This window comes from Kiloniella spongiae, from assembly GCF_001026905.1.
Taxonomy (GTDB): Bacteria; Pseudomonadota; Alphaproteobacteria; order Kiloniellales; family Kiloniellaceae; genus Kiloniella; species Kiloniella spongiae.
On the sequence record NZ_LAQL01000006.1, the window covers coordinates 468,899 to 493,299 of the forward strand.

Annotated in this window: 23 protein-coding genes and 1 riboswitch; of the genes, 8 read left to right on the forward strand and 15 right to left on the reverse strand. The window is 43.0% G+C overall.

The window, feature by feature from the left end; translation table 11 throughout:
- Window positions 1-95: 95 nt before the first annotated feature.
- Window positions 96-204, reverse strand: a riboswitch (TPP riboswitch).
- 145 nt (window positions 205-349) lie between these two features.
- Entirely contained in the window at window positions 350-1,540 is a 1,191-nt protein-coding gene (nhaA, locus tag WH96_RS11185) for a Na+/H+ antiporter NhaA (RefSeq protein ID WP_047764194.1), read from the reverse strand.
- Window positions 1,541-1,667: 127 nt separating this feature from the next.
- Here nhaA and WH96_RS11190 point away from each other — a divergent pair, with 127 nt between their 5' ends.
- A complete protein-coding gene (locus WH96_RS11190) occupies window positions 1,668-2,594 on the forward strand; it encodes a hydrogen peroxide-inducible genes activator (RefSeq protein ID WP_047764195.1) in 927 nt (308 codons plus the stop codon).
- On the opposite strand, the gene WH96_RS21355 is transcribed toward WH96_RS11190, so the two are convergent.
- A complete protein-coding gene (locus WH96_RS21355) occupies window positions 2,583-3,449 on the reverse strand; it encodes an AraC family transcriptional regulator (RefSeq protein ID WP_053005847.1) in 867 nt (288 codons plus the stop codon). The genes WH96_RS11190 and WH96_RS21355 overlap by 12 nt on opposite strands.
- A gap of 225 nt (window positions 3,450-3,674) precedes the next feature.
- On the opposite strand from WH96_RS21355, the gene WH96_RS21360 reads away from it, so the two are divergent.
- A complete protein-coding gene (locus WH96_RS21360) occupies window positions 3,675-4,856 on the forward strand; it encodes a JmjC domain-containing protein (protein ID WP_053005848.1) in 1,182 nt (393 codons plus the stop codon).
- Here the strand turns inward: WH96_RS21360 and WH96_RS11205 are convergent.
- From WH96_RS11205 to WH96_RS11220, 4 genes are all read right to left on the reverse strand, one after another.
- Window positions 4,853-5,542 (reverse strand): adenylate/guanylate cyclase domain-containing protein, encoded by a 690-nt coding sequence (locus WH96_RS11205; protein ID WP_047764196.1) that lies wholly within the window; start codon window positions 5,540-5,542, stop codon window positions 4,853-4,855. The genes WH96_RS21360 and WH96_RS11205 overlap by 4 nt on opposite strands.
- A gap of 182 nt (window positions 5,543-5,724) precedes the next feature.
- Window positions 5,725-6,495: an isocitrate lyase/PEP mutase family protein gene (locus WH96_RS11210; RefSeq protein ID WP_047764197.1), complete on the reverse strand. Its 771-nt coding sequence runs from the start codon at window positions 6,493-6,495 to the stop codon at window positions 5,725-5,727.
- Window positions 6,496-6,964: 469 nt separating this feature from the next.
- A complete protein-coding gene (locus WH96_RS11215) occupies window positions 6,965-7,183 on the reverse strand; it encodes a hypothetical protein (RefSeq protein ID WP_047764198.1) in 219 nt (72 codons plus the stop codon).
- Between the two features lie 158 nt (window positions 7,184-7,341).
- Complete coding sequence (locus tag WH96_RS11220; RefSeq protein ID WP_047764199.1) at window positions 7,342-7,743, reverse strand: helix-turn-helix domain-containing protein; 402 nt, start codon at window positions 7,741-7,743, stop codon at window positions 7,342-7,344.
- 129 nt (window positions 7,744-7,872) lie between these two features.
- On the opposite strand from WH96_RS11220, the gene WH96_RS11225 reads away from it, so the two are divergent.
- Complete coding sequence (locus WH96_RS11225) at window positions 7,873-9,135, forward strand: MFS transporter (protein WP_047764200.1); 1,263 nt, start codon at window positions 7,873-7,875, stop codon at window positions 9,133-9,135.
- 61 nt (window positions 9,136-9,196) lie between these two features.
- Here WH96_RS11225 and WH96_RS11230 read toward each other — a convergent pair whose 3' ends face one another.
- The 4 genes from WH96_RS11230 to WH96_RS21365 are packed head-to-tail and all read right to left on the reverse strand — an operon-like array spanning window position 9,197 to window position 15,887.
- Window positions 9,197-10,777 carry a response regulator gene (locus WH96_RS11230; protein WP_053005849.1) on the reverse strand — a complete coding sequence of 527 codons (1,581 nt, stop codon included), beginning with the start codon at window positions 10,775-10,777 and terminating at the stop codon, window positions 9,197-9,199.
- Between the two features lie 2 nt (window positions 10,778-10,779).
- Window positions 10,780-11,235, reverse strand: coding sequence for a response regulator (locus WH96_RS11235; protein WP_047764201.1), 456 nt, complete (start codon window positions 11,233-11,235; stop codon window positions 10,780-10,782).
- Window positions 11,235-13,538, reverse strand: a complete 2,304-nt coding sequence (locus tag WH96_RS11240) for a PAS domain S-box protein (RefSeq protein ID WP_082130436.1) — start codon at window positions 13,536-13,538, stop codon at window positions 11,235-11,237. The genes WH96_RS11235 and WH96_RS11240 overlap by 1 nt, the downstream gene beginning before the upstream one ends.
- Window positions 13,539-13,598: 60 nt before the next feature.
- Window positions 13,599-15,887: an EAL domain-containing protein gene (locus WH96_RS21365; RefSeq protein WP_053005850.1), complete on the reverse strand. Its 2,289-nt coding sequence runs from the start codon at window positions 15,885-15,887 to the stop codon at window positions 13,599-13,601.
- Between the two features lie 772 nt (window positions 15,888-16,659).
- Between WH96_RS21365 and WH96_RS11255 the strand changes: the two genes are divergently transcribed.
- The 4 genes from WH96_RS11255 (at window position 16,660) to WH96_RS11280 (ending at window position 19,820) form a co-directional block, all read left to right on the forward strand.
- On the forward strand, window positions 16,660-17,745 hold the full coding sequence (locus WH96_RS11255; protein WP_047764203.1) for a hypothetical protein: 1,086 nt from the start codon (window positions 16,660-16,662) through the stop codon (window positions 17,743-17,745).
- 380 nt (window positions 17,746-18,125) lie between these two features.
- Window positions 18,126-19,079 (forward strand): replication protein RepA, encoded by a 954-nt coding sequence (locus tag WH96_RS11270; protein WP_082130437.1) that lies wholly within the window; start codon window positions 18,126-18,128, stop codon window positions 19,077-19,079.
- A 25-nt stretch (window positions 19,080-19,104) separates the two neighbouring features.
- The gene (locus WH96_RS11275; protein ID WP_047764207.1) at window positions 19,105-19,554 is read left to right on the forward strand and encodes a P-loop NTPase family protein; all 450 of its coding nucleotides are present in this window, start codon (window positions 19,105-19,107) and stop codon (window positions 19,552-19,554) included.
- 68 nt (window positions 19,555-19,622) lie between these two features.
- Window positions 19,623-19,820 (forward strand): hypothetical protein, encoded by a 198-nt coding sequence (locus WH96_RS11280; RefSeq protein WP_047764208.1) that lies wholly within the window; start codon window positions 19,623-19,625, stop codon window positions 19,818-19,820.
- 52 nt (window positions 19,821-19,872) lie between these two features.
- Here WH96_RS11280 and WH96_RS11285 read toward each other — a convergent pair whose 3' ends face one another.
- Together WH96_RS11285 and WH96_RS11290 are read right to left on the reverse strand one after the other, a co-directional pair.
- A complete protein-coding gene (locus tag WH96_RS11285; protein WP_047764209.1) occupies window positions 19,873-20,220 on the reverse strand; it encodes a hypothetical protein in 348 nt (115 codons plus the stop codon).
- Between the two features lie 330 nt (window positions 20,221-20,550).
- On the reverse strand, window positions 20,551-21,399 hold the full coding sequence (locus WH96_RS11290; protein WP_053005851.1) for a prepilin peptidase: 849 nt from the start codon (window positions 21,397-21,399) through the stop codon (window positions 20,551-20,553).
- Between the two features lie 326 nt (window positions 21,400-21,725).
- On the opposite strand from WH96_RS11290, the gene WH96_RS11295 reads away from it, so the two are divergent.
- A complete protein-coding gene (locus WH96_RS11295) occupies window positions 21,726-22,268 on the forward strand; it encodes a hypothetical protein (RefSeq protein ID WP_156176781.1) in 543 nt (180 codons plus the stop codon).
- Between the two features lie 23 nt (window positions 22,269-22,291).
- On the opposite strand, the gene WH96_RS11300 is transcribed toward WH96_RS11295, so the two are convergent.
- From WH96_RS11300 to WH96_RS21770, 3 genes are all read right to left on the reverse strand, one after another.
- The gene (locus WH96_RS11300) at window positions 22,292-22,843 is read right to left on the reverse strand and encodes a GspE/PulE/PilB domain-containing protein (protein ID WP_047764211.1); all 552 of its coding nucleotides are present in this window, start codon (window positions 22,841-22,843) and stop codon (window positions 22,292-22,294) included.
- A gap of 100 nt (window positions 22,844-22,943) precedes the next feature.
- Window positions 22,944-23,441: a hypothetical protein gene (locus tag WH96_RS11305; protein ID WP_047764212.1), complete on the reverse strand. Its 498-nt coding sequence runs from the start codon at window positions 23,439-23,441 to the stop codon at window positions 22,944-22,946.
- 27 nt (window positions 23,442-23,468) lie between these two features.
- The coding region (locus WH96_RS21770) for an RHS repeat-associated core domain-containing protein (protein ID WP_281175850.1) at window positions 23,469-24,401 on the reverse strand (933 nt) is incomplete at its 5' end.

Below are 24,401 nucleotides of genomic sequence, written 5' to 3' on the forward strand. Positions count from 1 at the left end.
GTGGGGCGGGCAAGGACCTGAAAAATCTGGAAATAACTATGTGTTTCTGATTCAAAGACTCATGTCTGCTAAGGCGGGAGTTTTTGCATCATAAACAGCATCCAGTCTTCAATTCCCTCCGCCGGTATTAACCGGTTCAGGTTCCACGGGTCTATTTCACTACTGAAAATTCTCAGCCCGAAAAGGGCACCCCGTTGAGACCGATATCGACCTTAGACACTTCCCCTAAAGCCAGCAAGGGTTATCCCATCAATGAGTTTAAGTTCTATAAAAAAAGCCCAGAAAATAAAAGGATCCCGGAAATAGTCCAGATTTCCGGGATCTTTGTCGTGCGTTAATCTTTGTATGCTTAGGTTTTTTCTGATGCCAAGATGTTTTCAGGTGCAGGTGAGAATTTCAGCAACAGATAGCCAATGATTGCGGATAGAATTGATCCACTTAGAACACCAATTCTTACCTGACTAGCTATTTCCGGGTCGTCAAAGGCCAAGCCACCAATAAACAGACTCATTGTAAAACCAATACCGGTTAAGAGTGACAAGGCGTAAATTTGGACCCAATTGATTCCTTGAGGAAGGCGACAAACTTTTGTTTTTACCGCTACCCAGGTAAAGCTAAACACACCGATTTGTTTCCCGATAAACAAACCACCAGCAATACCAAGGGTAAGCGGGGCAAGAACTGTTTCCATCGTAATGCCGACCAGTGAAACACCTGCATTGGCAAAGGCAAAAACAGGCAGGATCATATAGGCAACCCAAGGATGGAGATTGTGTTCCAGATTTTTTAGCGGGCTGGCGCTGTCTTTTGTTTTTCCTTGCAGGGGAATGGCAAAGCCGAGTGCAACACCTGCCAGTGTGGCGTGAACGCCGGATTTGAGCACACAAACCCAAAGCACAATGCCAACAAGGATATAAGGTGTTTTTGCCGTGACGCCGGACCTGTTGAGAATTAGGAGACCGATCAGAGCAACTGCAGCCAGAGCCAGTGAGATCAGAGAGAGTTCAGCTGTGTAAAAAAGGGCGATGATAATAATCGCACCGAGATCGTCAAAAATAGCAATAGCAGTCAAAAGAACTTTGAGAGCCAGGGGAACTCGGTTGCCTAAAAGAGCCATGATACCAAGAGCGAAGGCAATATCTGTTGCGGTTGGAATTGCCCAACCGTTCATATTCGACCCGACACCCCAGTTAATGCTGGTGAAAACCAGCGCTGGAATGAGCATGCCACCAACAGCAGCGATCGCAGGTAAAACAATTTGATCGGCAGAAGACAATTGTCCTTCCAGGATCTCTCTTTTTAACTCCAGACCAATCAATAGGAAAAAGATCGCCATCATGCCATCGTTAATCCAAAGCAGAATAGCCTTCGAAATTGCAAAATCACCCAACGCAATGGTGAAGGGAACGTCCAGTGCACTTGTATAAAATGATGCCAGTGGAGAATTTGATACAACCAACGCCAGAAGGGCCGCGATCATCAAGATGATGCCCCCTGATGATTCCAGCTGCAGGAAGTTCGTGATCATTCTTTTTGGCATTGCAAGGATCTCCAGGTTGCCGATTACATAGTTACCCGTGAGAGAAATGGGGACTATTGCCTGATAAGTGTAATCGTTTTATGTTCGATTTGTAATAGAAAAAAACTATTAATGGCTTTTCAATATAATGAAACCAACTATCAGGCAACTGGAATACTTTAGCGTCGTTGCGGAAACCCTGCACTTTCGCAAGGCAGCAGAGCAGCTTCACGTTTCACAGCCGACGCTCAGTGATCAGATCAAAGAGTTGGAATACCGTCTCGGCATCGTTCTTCTGGATCGTACTCGTCATACTGTCGAATTGACACCTGTAGGGCGGGAAATTCTTGATCGAACGAAATTTCTACTTCGTGATCTTAATGATCTCTGTGATCATGCGAAAACGGCAAAATCAATGTTGGGTGGTACTCTGCGTTTAGGGGTCGCGCCAACTGTTGGTCCTTATTTGTTGCCCTATGTTTTGCCTGATTTACATCGCGCCTATCCTGACTTGAAGCTTTATATACGAGAAGACAGATCATCGTCTTTAGAGCAGGCCCTCAGGACAGGCCAACACGATCTTATTTTAACGGCTTTGCCGTTGGAAGATGAAAGCTTGCGAACGGAAATACTTTTCAATGAACCGCTCATGGTTGGTCTTCCCAAAGACCATCGTTTGACGGTGACTGACAAAATTGCCCCACAGAGTTTAAAAGGAGAAGCCGTACTCTCTTTGGGGGCAGGGCATCGTTTATACGAGCAGGCACAGGATCTATGCCGGGAATTTGGGGCTGATCTTCAAGATGATTATGAAGGCACAAGCCTTGATACCCTAAGACAAATGGTGGGTATGGGCATGGGGGTCTCGTTTTTTCCCAGCCTCTATGTCCGATCTGAAATCACCAAAGATCCAGAAGTTTGTGCCAAGCCAATAGCATCGAAGGCTGTGAAAAGGCAGGTTGGGTTGGCCTGGCGTGGAAATTCTCCCCGGATTAAAGAGTTTCTGCAGTTCAAAGAAGATATTCTGGTAGCGCTTAAACAGAAAATTTCTCACGAGGTAATGTTAAGCGGATAGAGTTTGCTTGATCACGGGGATCCAGATATCGACTTCACCCGTCGCACTATTACCGTCAAAGCGATTATCATATAACTCAAAATCCGGCGTGTTTGCATATTCGTAGTCCGAGTTCGGCAACCAATTGCCCCATATAGCCTGATAAATTTTTGAGAACTGATCACCAATGGGGGATTGGTTGTCAATTGTGAAAGTGAAAACGGCATACTCTGCTTCATCAATAACAAGGCCTTCCATGCCAGAAGGAATATTGTATAGGTCGTCAACTTCGAAGGCTGCCATATAGGTAAAACTTTCGGGAGATCCTTTTAGGCAGAGACCGTATGCGCGGCCATTTTTACTATGATTGATTTCTGGATAACGGCAGCTAATTTTTTTCCAAAGACCGGGGACACTTTTGTCATTATCAGAACCAAAATTATCGCTGATACCAATAATATGAAAAGCTTCTTTTTTAAGAATACTAGGTTCCATAGGAAGAACTCCTGAACTTGATGTGGTCGAATGCAGTAGAGAAAGCTGGTACTTGGCAGGTATCGAAAATCCATTGGATCGATATTGACCTGGCGGTAAGCCGAAACATTTTTTAAATGCACGCGTAAAAGCTTCCTGACTGTCAAATCCATAATCTAATGCCAGATGAATCAGCGATGTATCTCGACCTGTTTCAAGGATTTTTGCAACTTCTGTCAAGCGGCGGTGACGGAGATATCCCATTGCCGTTTTTCCGGTGGCAGAGCGAAATAATCGGGCAAAATAATAGGGAGAAAGGCCTGATTCATCGGCTATTTCTCTGAAGGTAATTTGTTGGTCAAGATTTTGTTCTATAAAGGAAATAGCTTTTTTTATAGGCATAGTTTCTCCTGCGTGAGAGAGAATAGACACAATCTTGCTGTCTATCTTGATCAAGATTGCTTTTTTTCATGAATAAGCTCGTTTTGTTATTTCTCAACCCATCCGCTTATCTTTTGGCGTTCTGTAAAAGAGGATCGTGGAAATAATTGATACTTTAATATGCATGAGAAGGGTGTAATAAGAACCTTATAACATCTATTTTTCTTTTGCCCTCAGGATGTCGCAATGACCAGCCCGCTTATTGTTCTTGATCAAATGCCTTCGGCCCATGAGTTCTACGGTGAATTCTGGAATCGAAAACCTTTCCTGGTTCGTAACGCAATTCCCAAAGATACGTTGGATCTGTTGATCAAGTCAGATGAACTTGCCGGACTTTCTATGGAAGAAACCGCAAGATCACGGATGGTCAAGACTGCTGGTGAAGAAAGAAACTGGACCTGTGCTTTTGGTCCGTTTGATGAATCAGCATTTGATAAGGCTGGTGACAAAGAATGGAGTCTTCTCGTCCAGAACGTTGAGCAGTTCCACCCTGATACGGCAACCCTCCTCCCTTGTTTTGATTTTGCACCTCGTTGGTTGATGGACGATGTCATGGTTAGCTTTTCTGCTGTGGGTGGGTCTGTTGGCCCGCATATTGACAGTTATCATGTCTTTTTGGTGCAGGGAGAGGGAAAGCGGCGTTGGAAAATCGGGCGGGAAGCCATTGAGGAAGAAGTATATATCGAAGGTATTGATCTAAAGGTTCTTGCTGATGGTTTTGAGGGAGACGACGTAGAGGTCACAAGTGGCGATGTTCTCTACGTGCCGCCGCGCTTCGGTCATGAAGGAACAACGCTTGAGGCTGCATTAACATATTCTGTGGGTTTCCTCGGGCCTAAAACATCTGAACTTTTCAGTGGTTATGCGCAATACATTTCCGAATTTGAGGAGCTGGATCAACGTTACATCGGCCAAAATCTCTCGGAAGCGTCGTCTGGGTTTACGCTAGGCGAACAGGCAGTTGTTGATATCAAAGCCTGTTTTGAGCAGCAACTCTCTTCTACAAACTTTACACAGTGGCTCGTTGAATTTTTTACTGAATCCTCGCACGAAGATTTTGGCATCTACAATGAACGTGAAGAAATGCTGTACGATGATGAATTCGAGAACGAGTTACAGGAAGGTGCGAGCCTGATTAAACCGGAATATGTGAAGTTCGCCATTACGGCATCACCAACTGGTGGGTTTTGCCTTGGCTTTGACAGCCAGAGTTTCACATTGGACGAACGTATGTTCCCTCTTGTTCTGATCTTTATGAAAGAAGAAGTTGTTAATTCGAAAACCTATCCGGACCTCTTTGCAGAACCAGCCTATCTGGAGTTCCTTTTAGAGCTATATAACCACCAAGCGCTTGAGTTTCTTGATTAGGACTCTTTCCTATCCTCAGACTCTTCTTTTGGTGACCATTTAAAGGCTTGAACACGTCCGACGTTTTTAAGTTTCAAGCCTCTTTGGTTATCTTCATCTGATAGGCTGGTACAGTCTTTTTGCAAGGCAAAGGGAAGCAAGTTTTCAAAACGGTTCGTCATAAAAACAGTACCGGGATCAGCCCGAGCTTCGAGCCGAGCAGCCAAATTAACAATCTCACTCAACAGACTAAAACCGGGATAGGCCGAGGGCAGGGAAAGCAGCGTAACAGGACCATAAGACAGACCAATGCGCGCCCCTTGAGTTTCAATAACACGGTCAATAGAGTCTTGCCAGATCTTGGCGGTTTCCTTGGCAAGTTTGTGAATTTTTGCTGCAACGTTGAGCACATTGGCTGCATCTACCTTTTCATGCACGCCCCAAACCGCAAGTAGGCCGTCACCCTGAACGCGATCAACCAGTGCACCGCTTTCTATCAAGATATCCCGGGCGCCATCACAAAAAGCACTCAGCATTCTGTGGGCGAGGGAAATGTTACTAGTCTCGCGTACAAAGGCACTGTAGGAACAAAAGTCCATTGCCATAACGCAGCAGTTTTCAATGGGTTGATCCAACTTTTCATCAAAGTTTTCCCACCCTTTAAGAGAGCCAAAATGGAACTCGTAGAGCTCCTTATCAACGGCCATTATATTCCCCTAATCGACGTTACTTGTAATCGCGTTCTTTGCGCGATAATTATGCGCGTCATAATAGAGAGAAAGAGACCAGAAGAAACAAGGTAAAAACCTGTGGTCACAAAATTCTGATCAAAAAAAGAAAGGACAGGGTCGTAAGCCTGCCCTTTCCGTTAAATACTGTGGTTTAGAATTTACTTATCATAAAGAGTAGAGCAATCCTTTTCGATCATCGCCATCGCCGCCCTGAAGGGACCGGGGCCGTGGCTGATGCGAGCAACCCCGAGATCAGCCAGTTCACTGACTGATGGGCAACCAGGCATCATCATGATATTTACGGGTAGGGAGCATTTTTCACAGAGTTCTTTGATAAGGACGGCATCTGTCAGGGCTGGAACAAAAAAGCCGTCTGCGCCAGCGTCGGCATAGGCCTGGCCGCGTGCGATGGCTTCTTCCAAGAGTTTCTTTTTATCATCCGATGGGGTTGCTTTCAGAAAGATATCTGTCCGTGCATTAATGAAAAGAGGCACATCCAGCGCGTCCGAAGCTTTTCTGCCTGCCGCAACTCGTGCAGCCTGATCTTCGATACTATAAAGTCCATCGCCATCAATCATTTGGTCTTCAAAGTTAACCCCGACGGCACCGTTTTGTCCGGCGAGTGTTATAGATTGTGCAACCTGTTCAGGTGTTGTGCCATAGCCGGCTTCGAGGTCGAGCGAGACAGGAACGTCAACGCTTTTACTAATACGATTAATGTTTTCCATGGCCAGATCACGGGGAAGCTTTTCACCATCAGGAAAGCCAAAGGCCTCTGCAACTGACCAACTGCCTGTGGCAATGGCCGGGGCACCAGCGCTCGCGGCGACTTTGGCCGTTCCGGGATCCCAGATATTATAGAGAACCAGTGGGTCCCCTTTTTTGTGCAGATTGCGAAAGGTTGTAGCTTTTTCTTGAAGCGAAGACATGGGAAGAACTCCTGTAAAAAATATGCTTTAAAAATATAAGGTCTGTTGGATTTCTCCCCAAGCTATAGCTTTATCTTTTTAGTAAAGCTGGTCGAAATCGGACCTGATCATATTTTCTCTTATTGCAAAGTACTTTGAAGCTTATTGAAGACAGGGTATAGGATTGCGTCAACTAAAACGCCTCTTTAAGAAACGCTTCGGCGCTTCTTCGTAACAGATCGTTGAAATCTGTCACGTGCAACGGGTAAACGTCTAATGAATGATAGTAATGTGTCTATTATGGAAATCGCTTTTACTGCCAGCTTTAACAGTTAGCGATATTTTAGTCCTGTGTTTTTCTATTCTATGGACACTCACCAACATCCATATGGAAAGAACAGTTTGTCTTTCCATAAACCTTTTGAAGATACTCCAGTAGAAATTTGAATTTTACTGAGGTACCTTTAAAAGGAACTCTTTTTAGGACTCGTTATTTTGACTTCGCTTCTTTTTCAGCAGCCAATCTCAACGCTCTGAGCCGATCGGTTTTGTCTTGAATTTTCTTCTCTCGGGCTTCTTTTTCTTTGATGAGCTTGGTGTCGATATTTTTACCTGGGCTTCGATCTCTAAACTCACTGTTATCACCGCGCCCGATAGCAGCGATCATCTTGTCATCAGCAGTGTTTGGTCGTGTTGATCCTGATCCCATTGCACCATCTTCTCTGTTATATGTTTTATACTATATTGAAGAGCATTTTCTTGCTTGTTTGTAAACTAAACTTTAGGAGATCCAATTGAGCTGGGTCGCTTAAACGAAGGCATATATATCACGAATATTGCACCGGGAAGGCTTTTTCTTTTGGAATGTTAGCCTCGTTTATGTCGCTTCACCACGCGCAATAGCTTTTGAAATTTAGGGCATTCCATGTGAGATGGCGCGGAACAGTTGGCAACATGACGCAGAGCTTTACTGAGAATCGTGAGATCATGGATCTGTTTGTCCAAGTCATCAGCGCGTGCCTGTAAGTCTTCTCTCGGCAGATCGGGTTGCCCATCTTCGCCAAACATACCTGCGATTTCATCAAGTGTGAAACCTGCTGATTTTCCAAGTGTAATTAAAGATATTTGCATCAACGTTTGTGGGGCAAACTGTCGTCGAAGCCCGTGTCTGCCAATGGATTTTATTAACCCGATTTCTTCGTAATATCGCAAGGTCGAAGGGCGTAAACCTGTTTGCTCGACAACTTCGGAAATATCTAAAACACGCATACTTTTCTCTGATCAGGAATGGTGAATTTTGAGGTTGGATTTTGGACTCAAATTTTCTGACTTGACCTCAAGTTAACTTGAATTTTTATGATGCTCTCAACAGACGATTCATACAAGAGGAAAGAACCTATGACACAGTCTCTCAAGACGAAAGATGGCCCCGTTTGGCAGGATGGTAGAGCCATTGCCTTGATGATGGCTGCCACCCTTATGGTGATGGCAAATGCGACGATCAGCCCTGCACTGGCTGGGTTAGAACGTGCCTTTATGGGGCAGACCAACGCAGATTTTTTAATCAGGTTGTTGGTGCCGGCACCTTCGTTGACAGTTGTAATTTTTGCCCCGCTTGCTGGTTATTTTGTGGACCGTTATGGCAGGCGTGTGATGTTGTTATTTGGTGTTGTTTTGTTTGTGATTACGGGCAGTGCTGGTTTTTATCTACCCAATCTCGAAATGATCTTTACCAGTCGTTTGGCACTGGGCATTGCTGTGGCGATGATTATGACGTCACAAACAGCCTTGATCGGGGATTATTTTACAGGCGAGAAACGAAGTGCTTTGACAGGGTTGCAGATCTCTGCGCGAAATTTTGGAGGCTTTGTATTTTTGACGCTCGCGGGCTGGTTTGCCGTTAGTTCGCCGCGCTTGCCCTTTGTGATCTATGGACTGGCTGTTCTTTACCTCCCCTTTATGTGGATGGTTATCCGTGAGACATCTGGCACGCCCGCTAAAGAAACCATCAAAAACACAGCAAAAAATAGAGTTATTGAATCCGTTATAAAAACAGAGGCAAGCGAAGCTGATGGACATCTATCATGGAAGGGGTGGATAGCCGCCTTGGCGGTGCTGCAGTTAATGACCAACATGATCTTTTTCCTGATGCCAACGCAACTACCCTTTTTCCTCGATAGTTTGGGATATGACAGTGCCGTGATGACCGGGGCGGCACTTGGGGCTTTATCCCTCGCCGGAGGCTGCGCCGCGTTATTCTATAGCCGGATCAAACGGGTGCTAAACTACGCCGGAACTTACGCGTTGGGGTATGGCTTTATGGCATTGGGTTTTGCCATTCTTCCTCTTGGCACAGATGTCATTGCGATCTTTGCTGGTTCTGTTGCCGTGGGCATTGGTTTTGCGCTTGCGGTTCCAAACTTTGTAGGTATTGCCTTGCAAATTGCCCCCTCAAGCCGACGTGGCATGGCGGGCGGTGTTCTGACAACCGCCGTTTTTCTCGGCCAGTTCTGTTCTCCTTTCCTGAGCATCCCGTCGATTACGTCGTTCGGCTATAACATAACTTATCAGGGGGCAGCACTATTGCTGGGAACTGTCGCGCTTATGGCTGCCCTGAAACGGGGGGTGGAAGTTTTGAAACTACGCATGAAAGAGATTTAGTCTTTATTGATCGAAGGCATATACTGATTGAAAGATTACGGCCAGATAAAATCAACAGATGTTAATGCCGCCACAGATGTGTTTGGCCGTCTTTTTCTTCCAGATCAAGTTTGGTATAACTGTTTAGACAAGGACGCATTTTATCCAGTGTAATGGGCTTGTTGAGATAATCCAGCACATCAAAACTTTTTGCCTTACGAATATCACGATCATCATTTGATGTTGTGCACATAATAATCGGCAATGATTTGATTTGCTCATCTTTGCGTAGGTTCTGTAAAAACTCAAAGCCATCCATAATTGGCATGTTGATATCAAGAAGAATGAGATCAATCGCGGGGTTTTCTGATGACTTTAAAAACGTTAGAGCTTCTGCTCCATTTCTGGCCAAATGGAGTTGACAGCTAAGGCCATCGCGCTCAAAGAGAAGTGCCTGCGTTAACCTGATATCAAGATCATCATCTTCAACAAGCAGGACGTTTGCCAGTGCAGTTTCATCCAGATTTTTTTCAGTTGATATAAGTTTATTATGTTTATTTACCAACGTTTTATCTTTTGAACGGCCGTTCATTTGCAATGTGAATTTGAATACACTACCGCCCTTGTCAGATTGCTCGTACCACAATAGCCCACCGTGGCGTTCTATGGTCTTTTTACAAATAGCAAGACCGAGACCTGTTCCTTTTTTTTCTTCACTAAACCGTGCAAACGGTTCAAAAATACGTTCGGCATATTCTAGTGGAATTCCAGGACCATTATCGGTTACAAAAACGGTAGCAAACTCAAATTCTTCTTTTATCGAAATTGTAATTTTTGGGCTTTTTTTATCATTATGAACGATGGCATTCATCAGCAGGTTTTGAAACAATTGCATTAATTGTGTTTCGTTACCATTTACTGAAAGATTCTCTTCGTTCACAATGGTAATTGTATCATCCTTGAGAATGCGCTTAAGGTTGCTTTGTGCACGTTTGATAACATTGGCCAGAGAAATTGGCTCTTTTTCGTAATAATCATCAGGTGCATCCAATTTTGTATAACAGCGCACCATATCGATCAGGTGATCCATATTGTTTGTCGCTGTAATAACGTGCGAGAAATACTCCTGATTTTGACTGGTTAAATCTTGCGTTGTATCAATAAGCTGAAGGAATGAACGGATCATTCGAACAGGTTCTTTCAAATCGTGCGCAAGCGCATGGCTAAAAGTCGTCAGGGAATCACGTTGCAGGGCAACTTCTTTGGCCAGAGAAGCGCGTTCGATCGCATGTTTGATTACCCGATTAAGAACTTCTGCGTTGATTGTATCTTTGGTTAGGTAATCCTGAGCTCCATTTTTCATGACCTCAACAGCGACGATTTCATCCCCCTGACCCGTTAACATAATAACAGGTAGGTGCGGATGTTTATCATGAATAATTTTTAGAATTTCAAGGCCATTTCTTTTTGGCATTGAATAGTCAAGAAGGACACAATCCGGCGGAAATTGATTTATAAATTCAATACCTTCATCCCCATCCGAAGATTCAACCGTGCGGTAGTTCGTATCAGTAATTCGCTTTAATGATCGTAAGCAAAGCTCCCGATCATCCATGCTGTCATCAATAACCAATACTGTCGTTGTTTCTACCACACTTACCACACTTATCTCCTCTGGGGTAACAAGGCCAAGCCAAACCAGTAATCTTTAATCTGTTCAGCCGCCTTTAATAATCCATCAAAGCCGACGGGCTTTTGTATGTAGGTCGCGGCACCAAGCTCGTAACACTTATTCACATCAATTTCATCAGATGATGTGGTCAAAACAATTACCGGAATATCAAGTGTCTTTTTATCCGATTTCATTTGCTTTAGAACTTTCCGGCCATCCAGTCCCGGCATATTCAAATCCAATAGTATCAGACAGGGCGTTACTACACTATCGTCATTTTCATAAGGCCCTGTTTTCGTAAGGTAATGAATTGCATCTTGTCCATTCTGACACCACTGAACAGGGTTTTCCAATCGCGATTTCTTAAAACTCCGCCGCGTTGCTTCGTAATCGTCAATGTTGTCTTCGACAATTAAAATGGTTTCCAGTCCAATTTTTTCATTAACCATTATACTTCCCCGTTTAATGTGAAATAAAAGGTCGTTCCGGCATTTGGTATTGATTCCAGCCAGATTTCGCCCCCATGCCGTTCAATGATTTTTTGAACAAAAGTCAAGCCAACACCGGTACCACGAACATTGTCGTCTTCGATATTAAGCCGCTTAAAGATTTTGAAAATGTCCTGATGAAATTCTTCGGCAATACCGATACCATTATCGCTGATCGAAAAAACATCATGACGTCCATCCTTGACCTTATAAAAATCCAATTCAACTGTTTTCGTATCTTTATCATTGTATTTAATCGCATTTGTTATCAAATTTCTGAAAACTTCAGAAACTCTGTGCTTATCACAAACGATATTAGGCAGAGGCTTGAGAACGTTAATTGTCACATGCTCTTCTTCAATCAAAGTATCAATCATTGCTGTAATTTCGTGAACAACATCGTTGATATTAGTGGATTGAATAGCAAGATCCTGTCGACCAAGCCTTGAAAAATACAACAGATTGTCAATCAGCTTTTCCATACGCTTTGTCAGCGTGCACATCCGATCAATGCGTTTAGTGCCACCTTCATCCAGACTATCGCTATAATCTTCGGCAAAGAACATGGCATTATTTGCCAAACCTCTTAAGGGTTCTTTCAAATCATGAGAGGCAATATAGGCAAAATCATCCAAAGCCTGATTGCTTTTGGTTAGGTCACGGATGTTTTTGTCTCGAACTCTCTCTAACTCTACACGTTGTGTAATATCACGCACAATTCCGACAAAAAGATTATCATTATCGCCTTCCACTTTACCGACACTCAAGTCCATTGGAAATTCACTGCCGTCTTTACGCCTACCTATGACTTGACGGCCAATTCCAATGATTTTTGCTTTTCCGGTTGTCTTATAATCGTGCAGATACTGGTCGTGTTCTCTCGCGTAGCTGTCCGGCATCAGCATTTTTACATTTTTGCCAATGACTTCAGATACCTCATAACCGAACAGTTTGACTGATGCTGGATTGAATTCCTGTATTAAGCCTTTCGAGTCAATCAGGATCATACTATCAACGGCGTTATTAATAATTGCTTTCGAGCGTGTCTCGGCATTCTTTGTTGCCAAATGGCTATTGCTGAGTTCTGCAATCATTTTGTCACGAATTTTTTCAGATTCTACACGCTCGCTGATATCACGCACAATTCCGATAAAATGAATTCCGCTTTCAGTTTCCACTTTACCGACACTCAACTCCATTGGGAATTCACTGTCGTCTTTACGTTTACCTATGACTTGGCGACCAATTCCAATGATTTTTGCTGTTCCGGTTGTCTGATAATTTTCGAGATACTGGTCGTGTTCTCTAGCATAGTTGTCTGGCATCAGCATTTTTACATTTTTGTTAATGACTTCAGACACCTCATAACCAAACAGTTTGACTGATGCTGGATTAAATTCCTGTATCAGGCCTTTCCCATCAATCAAGATCATACTGTCAACGGCGTTATCAATAACTGCTTTCGTTCTTGCTTCTGCAATTTTTGCGGCTAGGTTGCTTTGAGTTAATTCGCCAATCATTTGACTTCGGGCTTTTTCCATCTCGACCCGCTCGCTGATATCGCGCACAACGCCGATAAAATGATTACCACCCTCTGTTTCCATTTTACCAACGCTTAAATCCATCGGAAATTTGCTGCCGTCTTTACGTTTACCAGTAACCTGACGCCCCGTTCCAATTATTTTGGCTTTGCCTGTTGTTTGGTAGTTTTCAAGATATTGATCGTGTTCTTTGGCATAGCTCTCCGGCATCAGCATTTTTACATTTTTGCCAATGACTTCGGAGACCTCATAACCAAACAATTTGACTGATGCTGGATTAAATTCCTGTATCAGGCCTTTCCCGTCAATCAGGATCATACTGTCAACAGCGTTATCAATAACAGCTCTTGACTGGTTTTCTGCGACCTTGGCTTGATACAAAGAACGTTGCATCAAATGCGCAAGAAAAGCCACAACCCACAAAACCAGAATAGACATAACGCGGTTTAAAATAATGATAAGCTGGCTCTCTACAGAGCTCGAAGTAATGAAAAAATACCCAAAAATTATCAACCCTGTGGAAATACCCGCAAACAGGAAAATTATTCTACTGGATTTAAGTTGAATACCGCTCAACACAAAGATTATATAAATCAAACCACCTGCAATACCCAGTGGTGTATACCAATCATACAAAAAGCTTGAAATTCCAAGAAAGCCGGAAATTATCCAGGTGAAAAATGTTTCATGATTATATCCTTGTCCCACATTTGATTTGATCATATTTCTCTTTAATCTTACAATTTAAGGGGGATAATTAAACTACCATAAACAACTTTCTCTTTAAGCGCTAGCCGCATATTGATGAACCCAATTCTCCAGAGAAGACAGATCAAGCGGCTTCCCGAAAAGATATCCCTGAATATGATCACATCCGCATTCCAGAATTGCAGAATGTTCTTCTGCCTTCTCAACACCTTCGGCGGTTACTGAAACACCCAGTTCTTTGGCCATTTGCGTTATATTTTTAACAATAATTCTATTTCGGGTATTAGTATGAATATCCTTCACAAATGAGCGATCAATTTTCAGAATATCGACAGAGAGTTCTTTTAGTAATGAAAGCGATGAATGCCCGGTTCCAAAATCGTCCAGTGCTATTTTAATACCCAATTCTCGCAATTCATTAATAACCTTTTGTGCTGTCATCAAATCTTTCAGCACAATATTTTCAGTCAACTCCAGAACAAGCCCTTCCGGATCGCAACCGGTTTGCGCAACCGTCCTCTTGACACTATCGATGATATCTTCCTGAAAAAGTTGTATCGCTGACAGGTTGATAGCAAGGGATGTAATTGGGTGTTTGGCAAGCTGCCACTTCCTCAATTGTTTACAGCCCTGATCAAAAATCCAGTTGCCAATGGGTAGAATAAGACCTGTTTGCTCTGCGACTTCAAGGAAGTCTTTCGGCAATAAAAGACCACGTTCAGGATGATTCCATCGTAAGAGTGCTTCTACACCGTAACATCGCCCGTCAGGGGCGCAAACTTGCGGTTGATAGTGGGTTTCAAATTGTACAAAAGAAAGCGTAGCCGCACGAAGACTATGTTCAACATCCCGACGATTAGAAATCTTTTTAAGCATCTCGGGATCAAAAAAACCATAGCTCGATCCAGATATTTTCTTGGCTCGATAGAGTGCCAAGTCAGCATTACGAATTAAGATCTCGGCTTCTTTTCCATTAAGAGGATAGAGTGAAATACCTAAACTGATATCAACAAGAATGGTCTGTTGATCAATGATAAAAGTATTTTCAAACCCTTCAAGAATATTAAGCGCGACCTGAGCCGCATCATTTTCACTATGAAGATTATTTAAAATAATGCCAAATTCATCTCCGCTCAAACGTGCCGTTATATCAGAGGTCCGAGTGTGAAATTCTAGTTTTTCTGCTGTTTGTTGTAAGATCTGATCCCCAACCTGATGACCATAGGTATCATTTATTTTTTTAAAATCATTAATATCCAGATAGAGCACACCCACCATGTAATCATTCCGATCAGCATTGGCGATGGCTGTCGGCAAAAACTCGTTAAAGGCAAGGCGATTATAGAGACCTGTTAAATCGTCCCTGTGTAACAACTCCTGCATACTTCGTTCGATAACACGCCGCTTCGTAATATCGACCATGGTTACCAAGAGGGTTTCTTCCATATTTTCCTGAGAGGCCGTTGTTGCTGCAGAAACAATTACATGCCTGTCTTGGGAAATCAGTTTTGTTGAGCTTTTGTCTTTCAGCCTGAGTGTTGCTTCGAAACTTGTCACTTGCCCCAGTTGCCATTTGGCCAGTTCTTGCATGACCAGATCTCTGTCTTCCTTGATAAAATATTGAGAAAAGGAAGCAAATGAGATGTTGTTAAAGTCACTGAGAGTTGAAAAGTTTCTGCCTGAAATTGCACCGCCGGCGAAGGGATAAAACCACTTGGTCATGGCATTATTCATAAAGAGGGTTTGGCCAGTCAGTGACACTTGCCAAATGGCCAGTCGATCTTCTTTTTGCAGATCGTGTAAATCGCTACAGGACAGAGACGTATGTTCGTGGAGTTTGTCAATTTTTTCAAGAGCAGTTTCTGTTAAATGCTCTGCAAGCTTCGCAATGCTTAGGTTTTGTGCTTCCAGCCGCATTTGGGCACGTTTCAATTCGGTATTTTTTTGCCGGAGCACTTGGCGTATCTGATCCTGCTCAATGGCATAGCGGATGGTGCGTTCCAGCAACACGCCGGTCATTTCATTCTTGGGAAGAAAATCAGCAGCCCCTGCTTCCATGGCTGCAAGATCGATTTCTGTGCTTTCCAGCCCCGTCATAACGATACAGGGGCATTGGTCGTTTTGATTGGATTGATGCTGTAAAAGCTCGATCCCTTTTCCATCATTAAGGTTGTAATCAACCAGCGCAGCCTGAATGACAGTATTACCTTCTAATGCTATCTTTGCTTCGGCAACGGATCTAGTCCATTGAAAATCAAATTGATTAGTGGAATGTGATAGTAATGCTTCTATAAGCAGTCTATCACCTTCGTTATCATCAACAATTAGGATTTTTGTTTTTGAATCCTGTGGTGTCTGCTCCATCTTGATGTCCCTTGGGGAAATGTCTGATATACTCGTAAAAACCACCCTCAAGCTTAAATAAATTCCGACAATCAATTATTACGTGAATTTATGAATAAGAAATGAACAATCATGGGTTGTGCAGTATTTTTCGCGTTTTGAACTGTGAAATTATTGTATGGGAATATTAATTACAGTGTTGATTATCTCAACCCAAAGTGATGTTTGGTAATTTATTCAATCAATAAGTGTTAGTCATGGCAAAGGGCGTTTTTATCCGTCGTGCAGGATTAAAATACGTTGATTTTACGGAAGAAAAATATCAGTTCCCCAAACGCTATTTGTAACGTGCGAAGTGTTTTGAAAATAATTAGGTTCTTTATTATGAACCCCGCGGAGGTGGTGGCAGGTTTGGTTACAACGCGATAGCCAAGATTGAGGCAGTTGAACCTGATCCTTTGAACGAAGGCATGTAAACGATCCCACACAAATTGAACATCTGTTGAATTCCAGCGGAAGAGCATTTCCATCTGAGAACCCTTCATGATGCCCGCACCCAAAGTTCTTGGGATGGCAACAGGATAATTGTTTCAAGGCTTAAGAAATCATTTTGTCTGAGAATTGGCGCACCCGACAGGATTCGAACCTGTGACCTTCGCCTTCGGAGGGCTTTATTAACCTATTGATAATAGTATTGAATATATATAACTTATTGATATTCAATGTAATCCTGTTTTGTGAAATTTAGTTGAATTCACTCGAATCTAAATTCACTGTCCCAGAATTGTCCCAAATGAATAATTCCTATAGAGAAAATAAAATAGTTAAAAAGAGCTGCAAAAAAAGGAAACAAGTCCTCATATCGCCAGGGGAAAAGTTGCTCAAGAAAATTCGCCCCTATAGTGCGTCAATATTAAGCTTCCATCATGGAAGCCTACCTCGCACAAAAGAAATGGAAGAAATAATCTCTTCTATTCAATCTTTGATTGAGGAAATTCAAAAAAACAAAATATATTCAAAATTACAAAATGATATATTAAATAGAAGTTTAGTGCTTGAAATTTTCTACATTATTGGTTTTGCAAAAACATATAATGAGCCTCCTTTCTTAAAAGAATTCACGGATGATGTTTACATCTTTTTAAAAATTTCTGAAAAACATCCTCAATTAATATCCAAAACTGCTGAAGTTCTTAATTATAAATATTCAGATTTGTGGAACGTTTCTGAAGATTTTTATAGTTGGAATTGTTGGCTTTTGTCTTATTTGCGTCCTAAGAGGGTTCTGAATTCTCTTTGGGGGGATTTTGAGAGTGATCAAAACTTCACACAATTAGAAGCTATTGATTTTGCAAATGCGGTATTAGACGCGATCCCATCAGATCCCGGACTCCGTTACGGAAGACCAAAAAACTTTGGGCTGAGAAAAATTATTGAACAAGTAGATCTTCATTGGTTGGGTGCTGGAATTAAACCAATGGAAAATAGGACGATATTTTATAGCTATTTAGAGCAACTCAATGCTGCTCTTTATGCAAATTTCTATTCAAAGATAGATGAAACGCAACCACTTATGCTCAAGCCAAGTCTTGAGAGCGAGAGAAAGATAATTCGGGAAATTATTGAGAAAAAGGTGCCTGTAAAGAAGTGGGAAGGAGGGGCGAAGACAACCATATATTGTATCGGGAATGCTCGGTTTGGCTCACTAGAATGGTTTAAAAGGAAGATAATGATAACTCTAACTCAAGCTAGGAGGCTGCCTAATAGTAGGGAGAGGAAGAATAGAATGTATCAATTTTATAAAAAGCAATTTCTTTCAAATATATTTGATATCAAATGGTTACTTAAGTTTATGTACCTATTTTTCTCAGCTAAGTAACTTCCATATCAATTCAAGTCAGTTCATATCAACTCAACTAACGAGATTTGGAGAGTTATATGAAAAAATTTCTTACTAGAAGTGAAGTCCCTAACCAGTATCCCGTAAAATTTACTACTCTTGCGCAGCTCGCTTGTCGGGGAGCGGGGCCTGCTTATGCCATTATTGGGAAGAGCGCGGTTTATCGTGTGGACGATATTGAGGCTTGGCTGGAAGATCAAGTAATTGATCCTGGGAAAGGCAAACGAGGTCGCCCGCGAAAAAGAGGACGTTGTCGGAAGGCTTCTGGGGGAGCAAACGACAATGAGGAGTAGGAATGTCAGGATCTTTCTTGAGGGTAAGACCGTGCCGAAGAGCTTCTTGATCCTCGGCTACGCAGAGTGGCTCAAGCCGCCAATGATTTACAGGCTGGTCCAAGTGAAAATATTGGCTTTTTACATACTACTCTGTGCCAAAACTTTTTGCCTACACGCCGGGTGCCTGAAGAGACGCGTGTTTGGGAAACTACCAATGGAAGTACAGCCCTACAGATCGAGGCCGGAAGGACCTTTGATACCAAAGCTGAGCAGTGGCGAGAGATGCCTTTACCTTGTGGTAGCCGAGCAAGATTGGCATTAATCCATTTGAGTACAGAGGCTATCAGGCAACAATCCCCTGTCATAAAACCCAATCGGTCTATGACAGCCTTTTTGAAAAAAGTATTGAGTAGAGAGCCAAATGGCCAAGATGTTTCCGAGTTCAAATATCAACTATCCGCTTTGGGAACCGCAACTATTCGTATGGCCTCAAACGGGCGGCAAAGCCAGGGCCATATTGTTTCTGATTTTGATCTGATGTGGTTATCACTGGCAAGAACGCGGGTACTTTGGCCGAAAGAGTTTGTGCTTTCCCGTGAGTTCTGGGCCACACTGCAAAATCAGGCTATTCCGATAGATCTCAAGGCCATAACGGCCGTGTCTCATTCCGCCTTGGCCATGGATATTTATCTTTGGCTGACACAGCGTCTGCACCGGCTTAAGAAACCATACACAGTCTATTGGCCTTTGTTATGGAAGCAATTTGGACGTGGATATGCTCGGCTAAGGGATTTTCGCCGGAAATTCATGATAACCCTCTCTACCGTGAAGCTGATTTACCCCAATGCAAGGGTGAGTGAGAGCCTTGATGCCAAAGGGAAGAGCCGTGGGATTATCTTGAAACATAGTCCTCCACCAATTCCCTATAACACGAAACTATCCACAGACGTTAAGTCGCGCTTTTACGGTCAAATGGTCGCGTTATTACATCATTTTCACGGTCATTTGGTCGCGCAAACCTATATCACCTATATTTAAAATAACCTGTAGTTGGAGAATAATTATGGGGACAACTCATTTTTTCCTAAATGGCAAAGGGGGTGTTGGTACCTCCTATGCTGCGTCTATTTTGGCTCAACATTATATTGCCAGAAATAAAAGGGTTCTTTGCGTGAGTACAGAGCCTTGCGGAGGGAACTTACGACGATATGAAGCTTTCAACACGAAATGGTTTGATATTTATTGTGAGGATTCTTCTAATCCTAAATCTATCGATAACCTCTTTAAGCAGATTTTACAGATGGATGATGACGCTGAAGTTATCGTGGATTGTGGGAGTACATCTTATTTAAGCATATGCCAGGCATTAAAAGCGAAAGGCTTTCTGGATGAGGCGCAGTCCTTTGGAAAAAGGATCTTGCTACATTCAATAATAATTGGCGGGCCGTCTTGTGTTGAGACGCTTAATAGTTACAAATCGCTTTTCCTGACAGTCGGACGATTGTTTGGCTAAACAAGTATTTCGGAGAGGTACGAATTGATGGGCAAAAGTTCGAAGATACAAAGTTTTATGCTCATTATATGGATCACATAGATGGCATCATTCCTTTGGGACCAGAGAAAGATGGCCCGATGGCCTATGATATCAATCGAATGCTGTGTGATTACCTAACCTACCAAGAAGCTATCACCACATCGGATTACTATATTCTAACCAAGAGCAGGCTAAATATGGCTTGGCGTGATTTGAATACAAAGCTTGATCAAGTGAACCTGTAAAGCTGTATTACTTATTGATTTTATGTTGGGCTCAAAGGCGTGGCTTTTGAGCTCAATCTTTTTCCCGAGTGAATTCTGTCAAATCACTAACTGAGCTTAGTACAAACTTTCTACTTGAAGGGATTGGCTTACTTTCCGTTTCTATTTTTGATTGAGACTTTGTCAGTTTTGGTTGGTGTCTGGCAGAAGGAGCATTTGGAGTACTTTCATTTGCTATTGCGGTAATCTCTTGTTTGATAGCACGTGCCCTTAAACGAAAGCTGTTATAGCTAACGGTTATCCACTTCCTAGTATAAAGATCGTCGTAAAGCTGTTGCATGGGAACGCCACGTCTTAGCTCATCCGTAATGTACGGCTTGCTGGCAAGGACTTCTATATTCGCTAGACCCCATCGTGACATTATAAATCCCCTCTTCAAATAGATCTTAAGATTTTATCTTTGAATCCATTAGGTTAGAAGGAAAATCGACATCAAAGTACGTATAATTTTTCATGGGAGTTGTCGGGAAAACGATAAATGAAAATAAACGATTTTCACATTTTTATACGGGGGCAGGACATGGAAAGTGGGACCACTTTCCTCCATGCTACCCTTGGACAGAGTTTTTATTCGCATTTCTTGCTCAACGATTTTTCTTGGATGTGCGTATAGATGATATGTTGAAAGCAACTTCCCTTAAATTGATAGCTTTACTTTTTTGCAGAGCTTTCCTATTTCACCGTTCACTATTTACCCCACGATAATCGGGCCATAGAGCCAGGTGATCCAGAGGCCGAGAGCGAGGAAGGGGCCAAAGGGCAGGAGGCTGCTATCAAGTTCTTTGCTGGTTTCCAGATTGGACTCTTTTCCTGCCTGTTCCTCTGATGATAATTCGATTTTATCGATAAGGAGGGGCGATCTCTTCTTGAACCTCTTACGGATCAAGTAAAACAGAAGTGCAGAAACAGCTGCGATCAGGATCACACTGGCAAGCCCCATCCAGCCAACCCAGGCGCCAATAGCACAGGCAAATTTGACATCGCCAAGCCCCAGCCCTTCGCATCCACGAAGCCGGGTATAACTCCATCTAATAAGGAAAAAACTTAAACCACCAATAACCGCACCGATGATGTGATGAATGAACGCTTCAGGCTGCCACCACCAGACAAAGCCAAGACCGCCTAGAGTCAGGGGGTAAAGCAGAACATCCGGTAGATACATATGCTCTATATCTATCGCGGATAGCACCAGCAGAACAGATCCCAGTATGAAACCAACAAAAACAACAGGCACGGGTAAAACGAGAACGCACCAGATTGCGATCCCCAAACATAATAATTCAACAAGACTGTCCCGCTTGCCAAATGCCGCGCCGCAGGTTCGGCATCGCCACTTCAGCACTAACGCAGAGATCAAGGGAACCATATCCGCTGGCCCCAAAGCGCGCTCACAACTTTTACAATAAGACCGTCCAAAGAAGACCGATTTATCCAGAGGTAAACGCTCGGCAACCAGGGCAAGGAAGCTTCCGACAAAAGGACTGGCAATCAGCAAAAAAATCAAAGAACCGGCTTCAAAGTCAGGTTGCAAAATCTGCACACTCCCTCATCACAACACGTGAATATGTCATTACTGAACCAAGCCCTCTAAAACAGTCCGGGATAATAAAGATTGATACAACCATTGGCAGGTTCCTGTGTCTTTGCGTACAGAATGTTCCGCGCCCGTCGCATAACCTGATGCAACGTAAACGGAATAATTCTTTACTTCATGAACAGAGCTTCTACAACTAACCTTATCCGTCTTGCCTTTTGACCACACAAAATCTGCCGCCTATGCCCAATCGATTTTTACACCTTCAATTTTTGCGTCACGCAAAAAGTTCCAAGGCCAACCGCAATCAGCAACGCGGGTACGCGCTGTTGATGGTATTGTTTGGTCTGGTTCTTCTGGGTCTTGTTGCGGCGCGTTTTGGCACCCTGGCCAGCACCGATGTCAAGGTCGTTCGTAATATGGGCGAAACAGCGAAGATTGACGCCATGGTTGATAGTGCCTTGCTTCGCGTGATTGACGGTCTGATGCAGGATAAAGCGTCGGGTTTCTGGCGGGCGGATGGCTCTCGCTATCAATGGCGGGAACAACAGTTCGAGATCATAGCAATCATTAGTGATCAGGCGCTTCGCCCTGATGAAACTGAAAATACTCCTCCCGCTGATACCAGTAAACAGTTCAACAAAAGACTGTCCGAACCAGAGAGCAATATCTGGCAGGCGACAAAAGATCTTCGCATCGAACGCCTGAGTATCGGAAACGGCCTCAAACTATCCCAGCGTGCCATCGCACGCATAGAACTTTCGGTTGAAAATATTGATGAAAGCAATATGAGACGCAAAACAATAAAGGTCAGACTCACCGGCCCAAGGCAAAAGCCGTTTCAGATACTTGGGGAAGAAGTGCCAGAGAAATAGAACTTGGTGTTGATCTCGCTCTTTTAATGTCTCATGAAATTAATTGACGGGGGGACGTTCCTGTTCAATTTGTCAAATGGCCTCGTAATAACCCCACAATCCAAGTCGGGATCAGTCGGGGCCACAAACAGGCGATCAATTGCTGCTTCCAATTCCGTCGGAACGGTAATGGAAACCCTGGCAGCTTTTCCCGTCGCAAGCTGCAGGGCATTGATCACAAAATCCTGTGTCGGATCACAAAGGGCAACAAAGATACTGTCGGCATCTTCACCGAGAATAAGCGCCCCCGCGCCTTTGAGGAAACTGGGGTTAAAACGTTCGGGATAGAGTGCCTCGGTGAGGAAGTCCTCTTTTCCCACCAGCGGGCAATCCAACAAATGAGCCAGAACCTCCGCCAGATCGCGCTCAGCCACAAGGCCCAATTTTGAAACCAGCGTGTTCAGACACTCTCCGGTCTCAAGTTGTACCGTCTTTGCCCGCTGTAAACTGGCGAGATCCAGCTTACCCGCAGCAACCAACTGGTCACCCAAGGCATTCTCAAAAGCAGCGATATCTGAAATCGGTAAAGACGACACAAAAAATCTACTCCCCGTGAAGCTAATCGGATTATAATGAGATATGAAACAATTTATAAAGGCTAATAATTCAAGTTGTTTGAATTACTGGTATTTTCATTTAAAACTCCCATTCACAATCATATTCATAGGTTTCAAGGTTCAGGGTAAATGGTACCCAATCAAAGAAATTAAAAACTTGACCGTATAAAATATTATTGGCTACTTCTCTTAAATTTATTCCGTCTGAAGATATTCTTTTGCTAATCCAAGATTCTTCATTTTGATATACTATAAGTTCTGTAAATGTACTAGCTACAAAGACATTGGGCGTATTTCCAGAAAGAACATCAGTAAGATAGCTATGTTCTGTGTGGTATATTATTGCTCTTTTATTGACATCAAATATATAACCTTTTCCTTTAGCTAGTACGAATGCGATTCCTTCATTAACTACTACCTTTGATTCCTGTATATCTCCTCCTGAAAAGATTCCACAATATTCTTCATAATTATTATCTTCGAAAAGAACAGTGGTTGTTTCTCCTTTTGGAGAATTAAAGAAATGTTCTCTGTATTCTCCTGACATTGGCTTATTTTTTAATATAGTCGCGTCCATTCGTTTACTTCTCAACTTTGGGATGTATTAACTACCATTGGGTCTGAATACCCTATGATTTATCACCCCGTCAATTCTAACTCCTAATTCATATACTCCTTTATTGAGTTTATTGTCACCCAATGCGTAGCCTGGATATTGATACAATCGATATCCTTTGGGCTTCATTATTGGTGTTGTTTTTAGAATCAAATTGTCGAATGAATATGGAAAGCCATGATATCTGGGGTCATCAAGTTGCCTTTTTAGGACACGTTTAGTATAAAGGCCAAGTGGCTCTGGAAGAGAACGGACAGTAAAAGTACGATCAATGAGGCGTTTACTGGCTTGATCAGTTAAATTAACAACCAAAGATCCAAATTTATCCAAACCTTGCTTCACCAAAGGTTGAGCAGCTTGCACTCCTTTACTGAAGCCATCTAAAACAGGCTTTGCTATAGGTTTCAGAGCTCTACCTGCCCACATGACTGGCCTAGAAACAGGTATGATTATAGATTCTAAAAGATATACATTGCCTAAAGGCAAGTCCGGTTCGCCTTGGTAAACTAAATATCCATCTTGAAGATTTTGGCCTTCTCCGCCATCACGACTATTCCTCTGACTATCGAAACCTCCTCCAAAGCGGTCTCGATACCCAAAATCTTCTCTAGGATTTGGCGACGGAGAAGGCCGATCATCATTGCTATCGGGGTTACCACCAGGATTACCAAGATTATCCCCGGGCGGATCGTTATCATTATCAGGGTCCCCTCCAAAACCAGGATCACCTCTGGGATTGCGTCCTGGTTTTGGAGGGTCAGAACGAGGATTAGAAGTATCTTCTTGCCCATCACCATCAGAAAAACCTGATGGATCGGTATAGGAAAGTGGATTATTTCGGACGTAGGAATAACGATTAAAACTCTGCGTAGATAATGGATAAGGTATTGTCGGATCCGCTGATAAAAACCTTCCGAGTTC